Below are 13,707 nucleotides of genomic sequence, written 5' to 3' on the forward strand. Positions count from 1 at the left end.
ACCCGGTTCGTAGTCCGGGCCCTGTCAATCACGATGTGAGCCTCCGGATTCGGCGCCGCGTGGATCGATGAGGTCGCGAAAACTCTCCGCTCGGTGCACGGACGCACCGAGACTGCGGACGCGGTCGGCCAGCCCCTTGTCCGATGTCACGACACGAATCTCGCCGGGTCGGGCGGCTGCCTGCACCAGCCGGACTATCTCGTCGTCGGCTGAGTTCGCCGCCCTGGGTGCATGCGCCACATCGATCACCGAGGACCCGATCGCGGTGGCCGGCGGGCGTTCGAAGACCACCGTCACCCGGTCTGCCGGCGGCGCCCACTTCTCGAGTCGCTGCACCAGCACGGTCATGGCGCGCTGGCGGTCTTTCCACCATCCGTCGGGGCGACAGCCGATCACATTCATCCCGTCGATGATCCAGCGCACACCTCACGGTACGAGACGCTTATAACCACCTGCGTTTGCGGGACCGCTGGGCGACTTGAGCCTGGACGTTCTCCTCCATGACGCCCAAGGCATTGATGACTTCCAGTTGAGACAGAATCATCAGTCCGTTGAGCTGTTTGAGTCGTTCCGGGTTGTTTTCGATCGACTCTTCGTCGTCGACGTAGACAAGCAGAAAGTTGCGCAACGCCTGGCTGCCGGTCATCCGCTCGGGGACCTTCATGTTCCGCAGGATGGAAACCATGTCAGGTTCGTCGGTCACAACATCGCTCCTTCGCGATCGAGTGTCAGCCCCCCAGCGTAGGAGACCGCCGTCACGCTCAGAGCAGGCGCTCAGCGGCGTCGTCGGTAACCTCCCGACGGTCGTCGTCCTGATTCTCATTCGGCCCGTTGGCGGACGCCAATCCCGCTTTCGAGGCGCCACCGGCGGGTGCGCCGGCACCCATTCCGCTTCCCAGGGGGGCACCCCCACCCATCGCCGACGAGCCCGCGCCGGCCACCGCCGATGTCATCGGCGACGACGCTGCTTCAGCGACGCCGGCAACCACCGGGCTCCCGGCGGCCGCGCTCAGCGGGCTCTGCAACGCCGCTGCGCTGGCCACTCCGCTGCCGCTCACACCGCTCATCGAGGCCAACCTGGACATCGGCGTCGAACTGAACGCCAGCGCGCCCGCAGCGACGTCGTCGGACTCGCCGTACATGCGCGCGATATCGGTCAGCGCAGTCCCGGTGCGCATCAACTCTTCCTGAGCGGCGGTGTTGGAGGCCAGCATGGTGGCAGCTTCCTGCGCGAAGGCGAGCACCGCTTGCGCTGACACCTCTTCACCGCCGGCGGGGATGAGCCCGCTCAGCACCGACATGGCTGCGGTCGAGGCGGCGCTGATGCCCTGGCTACCGATGTCGACCAGCTGCGAACCGATATCACCGGCGGCAGGATTGTGGGACAGGGAATCCATTGCCATTGCGTGCTGCTCCTGTGTTCTGTAGGCGACTCCGACATGGTGATCGCAAGCGCGGCGGGGCCGCGCGTGACGGGTCACCCTCATCAGGTCACCGCGCTATAACACATCAATTCTAAGGTGCTCCTGGCCACCCGGATGCACCTTTTCGAGACCATGAGCACAATGCGCAAAACCGCAGAATCGTCGCTTATTCCGACTATCGCCCACAAGCGGGACATGTCGGTATCGGCCCCCTAGTTTCGATCTCAGCACGCATCGCAATTGTCGCGGTGCCGAATGGCAGAGTCGCCGATTTCAAAACGCGGAGGAAATTCTGCACTGCAGGAAATCAGGAGTACACACATGCAGACCATGACATTTCATCCGGTCGTCGGCGACATTGGCGGCCAGGTGGTCCAGATCGGCATCAGTTCCCTGCAGGCCGGGGACCGGGCGGGCATGTCGGTGACCGGGCTCGCCCCGGCCGGCGCCGACGAGGTGTCGGTGCAGGCAGTCATGGCATTTCACGCCGAGGCCGCTGCGATGTTGGACTTGCACCGGGCGGCCCAGCAAGAACTCATCCGGGCCGGTGCGGCATTGACCCAGATCGCGCAGACCTACACCGCCGTCGACCAAATGGCCGCCAATTCTGTGGCCATTCCGATGTCGAATCCCTGGATCGGCGAATAATTGCCGAGCCGGTGGTGACTGCCCGCAATTCTCAGTGCGGAATCCGAGCCGCGCGGTTGGCATTCGCAGAGAATTCCTGCTCGGGACGACCGGTGGTTCCGTAGCGCAGCCCGACGGAGACCTCCCCGGTGGTGGCCAGCGAGGCCAGGTACCGCTGGGCGGTAGCCCTCGAGATGCCGATCGCCGCGGACACCTCGGCCGCCGACATCGGCGTGGACGCAGCTTGCAGCGCTTGCACCACCAGTTTCTTGGTGGGGGAGGCCACAGCGGTGGACGACTGGACCGCGGCAACCCTGGGCCGCAACGCCTCCAGCGCGGCATCGACGTCACTGGCACCCAGATTGGGGCTGGACAGGATCTTCCGGTAGCGGGCATAGCCGGCGAGCCGGGCGGCCAATTCAGTGGTAGGGAACGGCTTGACCAGATACGTCAGCGCGCCGGCGGCCAACGCGGCGCGGATCGTCTTGGCCTCGGTAGCCGCCGTCAACATCATTGCGTCGCTGCTCAATTCGCGCACGAAGTCGACGCCGGAGCCGTCAGGCAGGTACACATCGACCAGTGCCAGGTCGACGGCTGCCGCCTCGCGAGCCGCCGCGAGCGTGTTGGCACTGGCGACCACCGTGAAACCTGGCATGGCATCGACGATTCCGGCATGCATGTTGGCGACCCGGAAGTCGTCGTCGACCACCAACACGGTCAGGTCTGCGCTGCCCACTGCTCCTCCTCAGTCATCACACCCGGAAGCCGGGCGATGAACTCGGCCCCGTTGAGCCGTTGTCCGGCAACCGGATTCCCCGGACTCGCCAGCCACAGGTCGCCACCCAGCGCGCGGCTGATCTGCCGCGACAACGCCAGTCCGATGCCGCGCCCACCCGGTATCCCGGAGTCCGGCTTCGTTGAGGTGCCCTCGGTGAAAAGCTGTTCGACGAAGTCGCCGGCCACCCCGTCACCGCTATCGGCGACCGTAATGTGCAGCGTCGAATCTTCCTGCAGCAGCTCGACTTCCACTTCCTTGCGGGCGTTGTTGCCGGCACGGGCAGCGTCGATGGCGTTGTCCACCAGGTTGCCCACCACGGTGGTCACGTCCACCGGCAGTTCCAGCCGGCCCGATACCCAGGTGTTCTCGCCGATCACCAGCGTGACACCGGCCTCGCGCGCGGTCGCCGCCTTCGCCGCCAGAAATGCCTGCAGATGCGTGTCGTGAATCGCTTCGAGGCCGGGAACCGCCGAACCGAGCGGACCAGAACCGAGCAATTCCTCCAAATATTGCAGACCCTCCTGGACATGGCCGGTGTGCAGCAGTCCGTTCAGCAGATGGAGCCGGTTGGCGAATTCGTGGCGCTGTGCCCGCAACGCGGTGCTCATCACCTGCACCGCGTCGAGTTGCCGGGTGAGCGACTCGACATCGGTGCGGTCGCGTACCACCAGCACGGTTCCCAACTCGCGGCCATCGCGCTGCACCTTCCGCGCCGAGACAACGACGATGCGCTGACCGACGGTGGCCAGAGTCGGCGCGGTCGCGGCCTGCTCCGAGGCAGCTTTGAACACGTCGAGAACACGTGGTGTCAAACCGATTTCGACGATATTCCTCCCGAGTTCGTTCCCGATCTGCAGCAGTCGGCAGGCCTCGTCATTGACGAACGTGATGCTGCCGCCCTGGTCGGTGGCCAGCACCCCCTCACCGATGCCGTGCAACACGGCCGCCTGGGTACGGACCAGCTCCGCCATTTCCGCCGGCCGCAGACCCAGGGTGAGCCCACGCCATCGCCGCGCCAGGGCCACCGAGCCGACGACGCCGATCAGCAGGGCCGCGCCGCCCAGCGGCGCGAGTACGCGCAGGTTCTTGGAAAACTGCTCGTCGAAAGCCTTGGTGGAGATACCGACGCTGACCATGCCCAGCACTCGAGTGCTGCCCGGTTCCACCACCGGCACTTTGGCGACGATGGAACGTCCGAGCGTGCCTGACTCATGAACAACCTGTTCGTGTCCCGCGAGCGCCTGGCCGGGATCTGTGCTGACCCGGCGGGCCAGTTCGTCGCGGTGGGGGTGCGCCAGCCGGATGCCGTCGGCGTTGCTGATGACGACGAACAAGACGTGGGTGCGCTGCTGGACCCGGGAAGCGACGGTCTGCAGCGGACCGGCTGCGAGTTCGTCGACGGTCGCAGGGTCGGCGGACACCGGGGTGGCGTCGTAGCGCGAGATCGTATTCAGCACGGTCGGGGATGACGCCACGACGCGGGCGATATCCATTGCGTGAACCCCGTATTGAAGGTCCAGGCGGTGCCGGTTGAACTGAGCGAACAACACGAACGCGACGATCAGGGTCAGGGTGACCAGGACCAGTTGCAGCAGCAGGATGCGGCTGGCGAGCCGCAGGTCGATGCGCCCCCGGGTGGGCATGAGGGGACGCTACCACGTTAGCTGAGCAGAATGCGCAAAAGTCGCTGGCTGCTAGAGATGTCAGGACCCTTCGGGATAGGTCTGGTCCCGGCGGGCGTCCATGAATTCGATACCGGCGGCTGCCCTACGATCGGCCCATGCGTGACTCGAAGATCCTGATCACCGGGGCCACCGGCCAGGTTGCCGCCCCGATCGCCCAGGCCCTGGCGGCCGACAACGAGGTGTGGGGCATCGCCCGGTTCACCGACCCGGTCGCGCGCACCCGCCTCGAGCAGGCCGGCGTGCGCTGCGAGACAGTCAATCTGGCCGCCGGAGATTTCACCGCGCTGCCCTCAGACTTCGACTATGTGCTCAATCTGGCGGTGGCCAAGAGCGGACGGTGGGATAAGGATCTGGGCGCCAACGCTGAATCCGTCGGCCTGTTGATGGCCCACTGCCGCACCGCAAAAGCGTTCCTGCACTGCTCTTCTGCGGCTGTCTACGACCCGCCCGACGACGAAGTACGCACCGAGCGCGCGGCCCTGGGCGACAACCACAAACCTCTGTTCCCCACCTATTCGATCTCCAAGATCGCCGGTGAGGCCGTCGCGCGCACCACCGCGCGCATCCTCGGAGTGCCGACCACGATCGCCCGCCTCAACGTTCCGTACGGCGACAACGGTGGCTGGCCGTTCTACCACATGGAGATGATGCTGGGCGGCATCCCGATCCCGGTCCCGCCCGGCGGCCCGGCACTCTACAACCCGATCCACCAGGATGACATCATCGCCACCATCCCGAAACTGCTTGCTGCGGCATCGGTTCCGGCCATCACGGTGAACTGGGCCGGCGACCAGATGGTCAGCATCCAGGACTGGTGCGGCTACCTCGGCACGCTCGTCGGTCGCGAGCCGACGTTCCACGAGAGCGACCAGGCACTCCGCGGCAACCCCGTGGACGTGACCTTCCTGCACGAGCTGACCGGCACCGGCAGCACGGTGGACTGGCACGACGGCTTGCGTCGCATGGCGGCCAAGTTCCATCCGGATCTCGTTGAGGCATAGGGGACTCGTACCTGTACCGAGTGTGGGACTCCGACTCCGCTGCAGCCGAACGTATTCGGCTGTTCGCGCGTCGCTCATCGGCAATGCAGGCCCGCTTTCGTCAGTAGATCGAAGCAGCCCAGGGTTGGGTGCAGAATGAGCCGATCCCACGGAGAGTCAGATCCGCTGCAATTCGATGACCGGGATGACGCGGTCGGTCTGGTGCTGGTACCCGCCGAAGCCCGGCGCCTGCTCGACGATGCGCGGGTAGATGTCGTCACGCTCGTCACGCGGCAATTCGCGGGCCTGCACGTCGTAGGCGTCGGTGCCGATTTCGATGTGCGCCTGCGGGTGTGCCCGCAGGTTGTGTAGCCAGGCGGGATCCACGTCGGCGCCGGCGTACGAGCCGACGATGAAGCGTTTGCCGTCGATGTCGAACGTCATCACCGGGTTGACGCGCTCCGCGCCGGATTTGGCCCCGGTGGTGTGCAGAAGTAGCAACGTGGCTCCTTCGAACGGCCCGCCGACCTTGCCCCCGTTTGCGCGGAACTCCTTGATGATGTCAGCGTTTCCTGACACCTCGGGCTTATCTGCCATCTCGATCTGCTTGATCAACCGTTTTCAACGATGAAGCTCGACAGAACGTCGGCGAGTTGCTCCCCGCGGTCCTCCTGCAGGAAGTGCGCCGCACCCTCGATGCGTACCTGTTCGTCAACACTAGGAATCAGATCGCAGAACAGTTGTCCCGATCTGGGGTAGGGGAAGACCGGGTCGGTATCCGAAAACGCTACCAGTGCAGGCTTATTCCAGCGCGACAGCTCGTCGGTGACCATCCGCATCTGCTCGACGCCGGGCGCATCGTCAGTAATTGGGACCAGCAGCGGGAACTGGGCGGCACCCGCTTTCGACTCGACGGTCGGAAACGGCGCGTCATATGCGGCAACCACATCGTCGGGCAACTCGGTTGTGGTGCCGGTCTGAATGACGAAGCCGACCGGCAGATCCGAGTTCTTCTCGGCAAAGTCGCGCCAGGCCATGAATCCTTTCGAGACCCGGCCGGTGAACAGGCCGGTGTTCATGATCATGAGCGCGCGGACCCTGGCCGCGTTCTGCACCGCCCACCGCAACCCGATCGGACCGCCCCAGTCCTGAACGACCACGGTGGCATCGTCGATATCAAGTGCGCCGAGCACTGTGGCGATGCACTCGCTGTGCCGGTCGTAGGTATACCAACGGCGGTCGGTGGGCTTGTCGGAGCGTCCGAATCCGACGAGATCGGGCACGATCACCCGGTGCCCGGCAGCGACCAGCGGCGGAAGCATCGTGCGATACAGGAACGCCCAACTCGGCTCGCCGTGGAAGCACACGATCGGCGACCCGTCGCGCGGACCTTCGTCGAGATAGTGCAACCGCAGACCGTCGACATCGCAGTAGTTCGGCGCGAAGTCGTATCCGGGCAGGCCCTCAAACCTCGCGTCGGGGGTGCGGTACACCTCGGAAATGGGCATCCAGGACGCCTCTAGGTGATTTTCACCATAAGCTTGCCGACGTTCTTGCCGTCGAAGAGCATGTTGATCGCTGTCGGCAACTGCTCGAAGCCTTCCACCACCGTCTCCAGCGGGGTGAGTTTGCCATCGGCGATCAATCCGGCGATCTCACTGATCGCCTCGGGTGCGCGGCCGAAGTGGTCCAGGACGATGAAACCCTGCACGGTCGCGCGCTGGATGAGCAAGTTGCCGAACGCACGCGGCCCGGGCGGTGGTGAGGCATCGTTATACCCCGATATCAGGCCGCACAACGCAACCCGCGCACCGATATTCAGGCGCGCGAAGATGGCGTCCATGATGTCGCCGCCGACATTCTCGAAGTCGATGTCGATGCCGTCGGGCGTCGCCGCGGCCAACTGGGCGTTCCAGTCGTCGGCTTTGTAGTCGACAGCGGCGTCGAAGCCCAGTTGGTCGGTCAACAGCGCGCACTTCTCCGGGCCGCCGGCAATCCCGACGACGCGAGCACCGTCCGCCTTGGCGAGTTGGCCGGCCACCGAACCCACCGCACCGGCGGCCGCCGATACCACCACCGTCTCACCGGGCTTCGGCTTGCCGATGTCCCGGATGCCGATCCAGGCGGTCAGCCCGGTCATCCCGAGCGCGCCCATGTAGGCGCTGGGGGAGACGCCGTCGGCAACCTCGACCGGCATCAACGGCGTGGTGTCGGACGCGACCACGTACTCCTGCCAGCCGACCAGCCCCTGCACGATCTGGCCGACCGAATAGTTGGGGTTGTTCGACGCGACGACCTCGCCGATGCCGCCGGCCCGCATGACTTCGCCGATGCCGACCGGAGGAAGGTAGGTCGGAGTGTCAGTGATCCACATGCGGTTGGTCGGGTCGAGTGAAATCCAGTCGACCCGGACCAGCGCCTCCCCGTCGGTGATGTCGGGGACCGGTTGCTCACTGAGCTCGAAGGTGTCCGGTCCGATGCGTCCGGTGGGGCGTTCGCGCAGCAGAAAACGTCGGTTGGCCATGAGCGAAACGGTACCCATCGCAGCTCGGGGACTTGTCACCGGTGAGTGCTACAACGTGAGCTATGTCAGAAACCGGCTCAAATCAGCGCACGGCAACGTGCCATGAGTGATGCAGATAACTGCCCGATTGCAAATTCACGGCAAATTCTCATCTTCTGACACGGTTAGGTCACAGCTTTGCTGGGCATGCTTGCGTAGCAGAGCAACAAGAGGCAAGTCAAATCATCGCTCGGGGAATCTAGAAGGAGTTGACAATCGTGGCGAATGCATCAGGTGCGACGGTGATCGACCTCCAATCGCACCCGCTCTGGACTGCAGCTCAGCGTCGGGAGCGCCAGCTCCAAGACGCGATGCGTCGCCACCCGGCTTATATCGGCAGGCAGCGCGCGCTCGCCGCGGGGCAGATTCCACAGGCCGACGGCCACGGCGCTCGGCGCTACCGCACCGCCAACGAGCCCGCTTAGTACCCGCGCTCGACATCGCGCGCACTTCTGCGCACCATCTGACGAACTGTATCTCCTTCGGCGGGACGGCTCACCGCCGCACATACGGATTTGCTGCGGAATTCGCAGCGCGTCACCCCTCTATCCTGTTGCGGACAACCAGGGGAGACCAGCATGCCCGATACGCCGGCCACCATGCGCGCCGCATTTACCGGGATCAGTTCCCGGGCCTGGGAGCATCCCGCCGACCGAGCTGCCTTGTCGGCGCTGCGACGGCTCAAGGGTTTCGACCAGATACTCAAGCTGCTGTCCAGCGCGCTGAGGGAACGACAACACCGGCTGTTGTACCTGGCCAGCGCCGCCCGAGTGGAATCCCGCCAGTTCGCCGACCTCGACGTATTGCTCGAACAGTGCACTGACGTCCTCGACGCGCCCGGCAAGCCGGAGCTATTCGTGATCCAGTCACCCGAGGCCAACGCCTACACGATCGGGATGGACGAGCCGTTCATCGTGCTCACCTCTGGGCTGTACGAGTTGATGACCCACGACGAGCTGCGCTTCGTCATCGGCCACGAACTCGGCCACGCATTGTCCGGTCACGCGGTGTACCGCACGATGATGATGCATCTGATGCGGCTGACGCGGTCCTTCGGCTTCATGCCGATCGGCGGTTGGGCGCTAAGGGCGATCGTCGCGGCGCTACTGGAATGGCAGCGCAAGTCCGAGCTGTCCGGCGACCGTGCCGGGCTGTTGTGCAGCCAGGACCTGGACACCGCGATCCGCGTCCAAATGAAGCTCGCCGGCGGAAATCGACTGGACAAACTGGACTCGCAGGCTTTCCTGGCCCAGGCACGCGAGTACGAAAAGGCCGGCGAGATGCGCGACGGGGTGCTCAAACTGCTCAACTTGGAGTTGCAGACCCACCCGTTCTCGGTACTGCGCGCCGCCGCCTTGACTCAGTGGGTCGACACCGGCGGCTACGCCAAGATACTGGCCGGCGACTATCCCCGCAGGGTCGACGACGACAACGCCTCGTTCGCTGAGGACCTCGGCGAGGCGGCCCGCCAATACAAGGACGGTTTCGACCAGTCCGACGACCCGCTGATCAAAGGCATCCGCGACGGTCTCGGCGGCATCGTCGACGGCGTGGGCCGGGCTGCGACCAGCGCGGCTGATTCCTTGGGCCGCAAGATCAACGAGTGGCGGCAGAAACCAGGCACCTGAACCGCCGACAGCTACCAGACGCGCACGTAGTCGACGAGCATCTGCGCGGGGTAGGTGCCCGGCCCCGGATCGCCACCACCCGAACCGGCGACAGCCAGGTTCAGGATCGGGAACACCTGGTAGCCGGGGTTGTTGAACGGCCAGTCAGCCAGGGAGTTCGCCGGCACCGTGAAGTACGGCGCCGCACCATCGCTGTAGTCCTGCCAGAACCGCATTCCGGTGTCGTCCCACTGGACTCGCCAGGTGTGCCATGCGCTGTCCAGCGCGAGATTGTGCGTTTTCCACTCCGAGCCGTTCGCTTTCGCGTGCACGGTGGTAGCCGCCGGCCACTTGCCGTTGCCGTACCACTCGACGATGTCGATCTCACCCTCGGCGTCACTGGACAGCCAGAACGCGGGCCACGCACCAGGAGTCAGGCAGTCGAATTTGATCCGGGCTTCCCAGGTGTGCCCGATGCCGCCCTGCCAGGGGCTGAAGATCTTGCCGCCGTAGTAGGTATTGCCGTCCTTGGCCGCACGAATGACGAGATTGGAGTTGCCGTCGATGAATACGTTCTGTCGGTCATCGCGGTATTGCCCGACATGCTCGGGCAACTCCCAGTACGTCGGGTCCTTCATCGTCTCGCGAGCTTTGGACACCGTCCACTTGGCCGGATCGGGAGCTGAGCCGGCCGGACCGTCGAACTCGTCGTGGAAGAGGTAGGTCCCGGCACCGCTGGGCGCTGCCGCGACCTTCGGAGCGGGTACCGCGCTCAGCGCGGCACCGGTCAGCAGGCCCGCCATCTTGAGCATGTGGCGACGATCCATTCCAGGCATTAGCAAGGCACCCTAGCAGCCACGACGAGCGTGGTGAAAGTTCACGGGCAGCCCACCGGATCGTCAGCCGGCCGCCGGCGGCCGGGTCATGAACGTCAATCGGTGCCCGTATGTCGGCGTCTTGCGGCCGTTGCCGGCATTGAAGAACTGGCCGAACGGCGGCGCCATCGGACCGCTGCCGACGGCGGCACCCACGGGCGTCGTCTCCAAGGCGGCCGGGACTGCGTTCCCGGCAGCCGTCGCACCCGAAGCGCCGGTGGCGGTGGTCCAGCTCGCCGGCACCGACAACCCGCTGAGCGGAACCGACCTGCCCAGACTTGCCGTCACGCTGCTGACCTTCGTACCGATATTCGCAGCGGCTGCACCCGCGGCCTTGGCGGCACCTTCGGCTGCCTTGGCCGCGGGGCCCAGGAAATTGGTGATCGCGATAGAACCGCTGCTGGCCTGGCCGAGGGCCTGACCGGACTGGAAAACCGCGGTGATCGACGAGACGTACGGGGTGACGTACTTGGAATACAGCGGGACGATGTCGTCCAACGGCGTGTTGGCTATCAGCCACTGGTCGATGGTGGTGCCGTTGCCGTTCAGGGGCGCCGAAAGCGTCTTGAGCACGTCGGCGACCCGCGGGCTCAACTGCGATCCCAGGTTGTCGAGTTGAGTCTGAATCAGTTGTCCCTCGGACTTGACGACCGCGATGGCCTGGTCGACCAACCCCGTGGGGTCCACCACTTCAGCAGGTGCCGGTAGCTCCGCCAACTCGGTCGCCGCCGCCGAGCTGCCGGCGTAGGTGTACATCGCCGCCGCATCCTGCGCCCAGAATTCCAGGTAGAGCGCCTCGGTCGCCGCGATCGCCGGGGTGTTCTGCCCGAAGAAATTCGTCGCCACCAACAGAGCGAGTAACGCGCGGTTGGCCGCGATGACCGGCGGCGGCACCGACGCGGTGAACGCCGCTTCGTATGCCGCTGCGGCGGCATAGGACTGGCTGGCGGCCAGCGCGGACTCGTCGGCGCTCAGATCCAGCCAGGCGATGAACGGCGTCACCGCCGCAACCAGCGCCTCGGAGGCCGGCCCCAACCACGGGCTGCTGGTCAGCCCGGTGATGACAGCCCGATGACCCGCCGCGGCGCTTTGCAGGTCAGCGGACAGACCACTCCACGCCGCCGCGGCGGCCAGCAACGGGCCGGAGCCCGGCCCGGTATAGATGCGCCCGGAATTGATTTCGGGCGGCAAAAGGCCAAAGTCGAACATGGCTTCGTCCGGTGAATCCGGGCGTCAGCCGGCGGCGGGGGGCTTGGCCATGACCGACGGCTTGAACCCGTAGGTCGGCTGGTTCCGGCCGTAGCCGCCGTTGACGAACTGCCCGAATGGCGGAGCCATCGGAAAGCTGTTGCCTTCGGCGGCAGCCGGGATCGCCGAGGCGACCCCCGGGTTGGTGGTGGCATGCCACGGCACCCAGTTGGCCGGCGCGGAGAGCCCCCCGATCGGAATCGCCTTGCCCAGACCCGCGGCCACCCCGGCGGCGTTGCCCGCGGCGCTGGCGGCGGCCTGACCGGCTCCGGATGCGGCGGCGCCGGCTGCGGAGGCTGCGCCTTCGGCTGCCTTGGCCGCCGATGCCGCGGGTTTGGCAAAGTTCGCCATCGCGGTCAGGCCGTTGCTGACCTGACCGAAGGACTGCGTCGACTGAATCATCGCAGCCAGCGAACTGACGTACGGCTGCAGATACTTGTTGAAAATCGTGAGTATGTCATCGAGAGGCGTATTGGCCACCAACCACTGATCGATCGCGGCGCCGTTGCCGTTCAGCGGTGCCGACAGTGTCTTCAGGATGTCGCCGACACGTGGACTCACATACGAGCCCACCTCGTTGAGCTGGGTTTGGACCGCTTGACCCTCGGCTTTCAATACCGCGATGGCCTGGTCGACGAGGCCGGTCGGGTCAGCGACTTCGGCCGGCGCAGCCAACTCGGTCAACTGCGTGGCCGCGGCCGCCCTGGTGGCATAGGAGTACATCGCCTGGGAATCCTGCGCCCAGAACTCGGCGTACTGGGCTTCGAGTTGCGAAATCGCGGCGCTGTTCTGACCCAGCAGGTTCGAGGTGATCAACTCCTGGACCAGGGTGCGATTTGCCGTGATCAATGGTGGCGGGACGCTGGCTGCGAATGCCGCCTCGTAGGAGGCCACGGCGGCGCTCGCCTGGCTTGCCGCCTCAGCCGCCTGATCAGCACTGTTGCTCAACCACGCGATGAACGGCGAGACGGCGGACGCGAGGTGCGCTGCGGCGGGCCCGAGCCACGGGCCGCTGGTCAGACTTTCGATCACCGAGCGATGCCCGGTAGCCGCAGCCTGCAGGTCGGCGGCCAAGTCGCTCCAGGCCACCGCGGCCGCGGCCAACGAACCCGCGCCCGGGCCTGCGTAGATGCGCCCGGAGTTGATCTCGGGCGGCAACAATCCGTAGTCGAACATCGTCAGTAACCCCCTGGTGCTTCGGCGCGCTCAGCCAGCCGCAGCGGCATTGGCCGCTTCGGTCTCGGCGTAGGAATTTCCGCTGGTGCCCAGCGTCGCAGCCAGTGCCGCCTGGATCCGGGCTGCTTGTGCACTGAGCTCCTGGAATCGCTGACCGTGGGTGGCGAATTGAGCTGCGGTCAAGATCGACACCTCGTCGGCGGCCGCGGGCACCACCCCCGTGGTGGGAGCCGCAGCCGCTGCGGTGCCCACGTTCAATGCCGCGCCGAGCGACTGCAGGTTGCTGGCCGCAGCGGTCAGGTGCTCTGGATAAGTGCGAACGAAAGACATAGAATTCCTCCAACTGGCATTGGGAAAAATCGAACGCAAACACGCCTGTGTGTCGTCGCGTCGTTAAACGACACGCTATTGACTTGGTGCCGACCGGAGCTACGTATCCATTTCGAAATCGGACGCTGATCTTGTCGTTTAGCTAGCATTCATGTTGATTTTTAGTCACAGACACTTCATAGGATTCGTCCGGCCGATACTCGGTTTCGCATGGCAGAATCGCGGGGCGCAGCCCCAGTGGGCGCCCCAGCGGGTGCCGGGCTGCTCGGGCCGCTGCCGGGGCACTCGCAAACCCGCAGCCGACGCCCGCGCAACGGCTCGATCAGTCACCTTGTCCTACATCGGTTTTGGTGTCGTAACTAGGCCCGCGCAGGACAACTCGTCAGGCATGAAAGATTGTCGCGGTGCGCATGC

The 13,707-nt window shown here is 65.4% G+C and carries 16 protein-coding genes; 4 read left to right on the forward strand and 12 right to left on the reverse strand.

Going from position 1 to position 13,707, the window contains the following annotated elements; all coding sequences use genetic code 11:
- Positions 1–24: 24 nt before the first annotated feature.
- Genes AC5Y3Z_RS20570 through AC5Y3Z_RS20580 form a run of 3 tightly spaced genes read right to left on the reverse strand, consistent with a single transcriptional unit; the run spans position 25 to position 1,403 of the window.
- On the reverse strand, positions 25–423 hold the full coding sequence (locus AC5Y3Z_RS20570; RefSeq protein WP_463824264.1) for an NYN domain-containing protein: 399 nt from the start codon (positions 421–423) through the stop codon (positions 25–27).
- 19 nt (positions 424–442) lie between these two features.
- Positions 443–703: a hypothetical protein gene (locus tag AC5Y3Z_RS20575; RefSeq protein WP_463824265.1), complete on the reverse strand. Its 261-nt coding sequence runs from the start codon at positions 701–703 to the stop codon at positions 443–445.
- Between the two features lie 58 nt (positions 704–761).
- Positions 762–1,403, reverse strand: coding sequence for a PE family protein (locus tag AC5Y3Z_RS20580; protein ID WP_463824266.1), 642 nt, complete (start codon positions 1,401–1,403; stop codon positions 762–764).
- Between the two features lie 342 nt (positions 1,404–1,745).
- Between AC5Y3Z_RS20580 and AC5Y3Z_RS20585 the strand changes: the two genes are divergently transcribed.
- Positions 1,746–2,072 (forward strand): PE family protein, encoded by a 327-nt coding sequence (locus AC5Y3Z_RS20585; RefSeq protein WP_463824267.1) that lies wholly within the window; start codon positions 1,746–1,748, stop codon positions 2,070–2,072.
- Between the two features lie 31 nt (positions 2,073–2,103).
- Here AC5Y3Z_RS20585 and AC5Y3Z_RS20590 read toward each other — a convergent pair whose 3' ends face one another.
- Together AC5Y3Z_RS20590 and AC5Y3Z_RS20595 are read right to left on the reverse strand one after the other, a co-directional pair.
- Positions 2,104–2,787 carry a response regulator gene (locus AC5Y3Z_RS20590; RefSeq protein WP_463824268.1) on the reverse strand — a complete coding sequence of 228 codons (684 nt, stop codon included), beginning with the start codon at positions 2,785–2,787 and terminating at the stop codon, positions 2,104–2,106.
- A complete protein-coding gene (locus AC5Y3Z_RS20595) occupies positions 2,769–4,472 on the reverse strand; it encodes a sensor histidine kinase (RefSeq protein ID WP_463824269.1) in 1,704 nt (567 codons plus the stop codon). The genes AC5Y3Z_RS20590 and AC5Y3Z_RS20595 overlap by 19 nt, the downstream gene beginning before the upstream one ends.
- Before the next feature lie 137 nt (positions 4,473–4,609).
- Between AC5Y3Z_RS20595 and AC5Y3Z_RS20600 the strand changes: the two genes are divergently transcribed.
- The gene (locus AC5Y3Z_RS20600) at positions 4,610–5,515 is read left to right on the forward strand and encodes an NAD-dependent epimerase/dehydratase family protein (RefSeq protein WP_463824270.1); all 906 of its coding nucleotides are present in this window, start codon (positions 4,610–4,612) and stop codon (positions 5,513–5,515) included.
- A 156-nt stretch (positions 5,516–5,671) separates the two neighbouring features.
- Here the strand turns inward: AC5Y3Z_RS20600 and AC5Y3Z_RS20605 are convergent, their stop codons facing one another.
- From AC5Y3Z_RS20605 to AC5Y3Z_RS20615, 3 genes are read right to left on the reverse strand one after another with little or no spacing between them, the layout of a single operon-like run.
- On the reverse strand, positions 5,672–6,091 hold the full coding sequence (locus AC5Y3Z_RS20605; protein WP_463824271.1) for a nitroreductase family deazaflavin-dependent oxidoreductase: 420 nt from the start codon (positions 6,089–6,091) through the stop codon (positions 5,672–5,674).
- A gap of 14 nt (positions 6,092–6,105) precedes the next feature.
- Positions 6,106–7,002 carry a haloalkane dehalogenase gene (locus AC5Y3Z_RS20610; protein ID WP_463824272.1) on the reverse strand — a complete coding sequence of 299 codons (897 nt, stop codon included), beginning with the start codon at positions 7,000–7,002 and terminating at the stop codon, positions 6,106–6,108.
- Between the two features lie 11 nt (positions 7,003–7,013).
- Positions 7,014–8,018: an NADP-dependent oxidoreductase gene (locus AC5Y3Z_RS20615; protein WP_463824273.1), complete on the reverse strand. Its 1,005-nt coding sequence runs from the start codon at positions 8,016–8,018 to the stop codon at positions 7,014–7,016.
- Between the two features lie 257 nt (positions 8,019–8,275).
- On the opposite strand from AC5Y3Z_RS20615, the gene AC5Y3Z_RS20620 reads away from it, so the two are divergent.
- Both AC5Y3Z_RS20620 and AC5Y3Z_RS20625 read left to right on the forward strand, forming a co-directional pair.
- Entirely contained in the window at positions 8,276–8,482 is a 207-nt protein-coding gene (locus tag AC5Y3Z_RS20620; RefSeq protein ID WP_463824274.1) for a hypothetical protein, read from the forward strand.
- 153 nt (positions 8,483–8,635) lie between these two features.
- On the forward strand, positions 8,636–9,685 hold the full coding sequence (locus AC5Y3Z_RS20625) for a M48 family metallopeptidase (RefSeq protein ID WP_463824275.1): 1,050 nt from the start codon (positions 8,636–8,638) through the stop codon (positions 9,683–9,685).
- Between the two features lie 11 nt (positions 9,686–9,696).
- Here AC5Y3Z_RS20625 and AC5Y3Z_RS20630 read toward each other — a convergent pair whose 3' ends face one another.
- The 4 genes from AC5Y3Z_RS20630 to AC5Y3Z_RS20645 form a co-directional block, all read right to left on the reverse strand.
- The gene (locus AC5Y3Z_RS20630; RefSeq protein WP_463824276.1) at positions 9,697–10,500 is read right to left on the reverse strand and encodes a glycoside hydrolase family 16 protein; all 804 of its coding nucleotides are present in this window, start codon (positions 10,498–10,500) and stop codon (positions 9,697–9,699) included.
- Between the two features lie 63 nt (positions 10,501–10,563).
- Positions 10,564–11,748 (reverse strand): PPE family protein, encoded by a 1,185-nt coding sequence (locus AC5Y3Z_RS20635; protein WP_463824277.1) that lies wholly within the window; start codon positions 11,746–11,748, stop codon positions 10,564–10,566.
- A gap of 24 nt (positions 11,749–11,772) precedes the next feature.
- On the reverse strand, positions 11,773–12,963 hold the full coding sequence (locus AC5Y3Z_RS20640) for a PPE family protein (RefSeq protein ID WP_463824278.1): 1,191 nt from the start codon (positions 12,961–12,963) through the stop codon (positions 11,773–11,775).
- A 30-nt stretch (positions 12,964–12,993) separates the two neighbouring features.
- The gene (locus tag AC5Y3Z_RS20645; RefSeq protein WP_463824279.1) at positions 12,994–13,293 is read right to left on the reverse strand and encodes a PE family protein; all 300 of its coding nucleotides are present in this window, start codon (positions 13,291–13,293) and stop codon (positions 12,994–12,996) included.
- Positions 13,294–13,707: the final 414 nt, after the last annotated feature.

The organism is Mycobacterium sp. NGS61, from assembly GCF_059812325.1.

Coding starts and splice junctions, on each gene's coding strand:
- AC5Y3Z_RS20610 (WP_463824272.1), bottom strand. CDS start 7,002: ATGCCCATTTCCGAGGTGTACCGCACCCCCGACGCGAGGTTTGAGGGC.
- AC5Y3Z_RS20640 (WP_463824278.1), bottom strand. CDS start 12,963: ATGTTCGACTACGGATTGTTGCCGCCCGAGATCAACTCCGGGCGCATC.
- AC5Y3Z_RS20580 (WP_463824266.1), bottom strand. CDS start 1,403: ATGGCAATGGATTCCCTGTCCCACAATCCTGCCGCCGGTGATATCGGT.
- AC5Y3Z_RS20645 (WP_463824279.1), bottom strand. CDS start 13,293: ATGTCTTTCGTTCGCACTTATCCAGAGCACCTGACCGCTGCGGCCAGC.
- AC5Y3Z_RS20630 (WP_463824276.1), bottom strand. CDS start 10,500: ATGCCTGGAATGGATCGTCGCCACATGCTCAAGATGGCGGGCCTGCTG.
- AC5Y3Z_RS20605 (WP_463824271.1), bottom strand. CDS start 6,091: ATGGCAGATAAGCCCGAGGTGTCAGGAAACGCTGACATCATCAAGGAG.
- AC5Y3Z_RS20635 (WP_463824277.1), bottom strand. CDS start 11,748: ATGTTCGACTTTGGCCTTTTGCCGCCCGAAATCAATTCCGGGCGCATC.
- AC5Y3Z_RS20615 (WP_463824273.1), bottom strand. CDS start 8,018: ATGGCCAACCGACGTTTTCTGCTGCGCGAACGCCCCACCGGACGCATC.
- AC5Y3Z_RS20595 (WP_463824269.1), bottom strand. CDS start 4,472: ATGCCCACCCGGGGGCGCATCGACCTGCGGCTCGCCAGCCGCATCCTG.
- AC5Y3Z_RS20600 (WP_463824270.1), top strand. CDS start 4,610: ATGCGTGACTCGAAGATCCTGATCACCGGGGCCACCGGCCAGGTTGCC.
- AC5Y3Z_RS20585 (WP_463824267.1), top strand. CDS start 1,746: ATGCAGACCATGACATTTCATCCGGTCGTCGGCGACATTGGCGGCCAG.
- AC5Y3Z_RS20625 (WP_463824275.1), top strand. CDS start 8,636: ATGCCCGATACGCCGGCCACCATGCGCGCCGCATTTACCGGGATCAGT.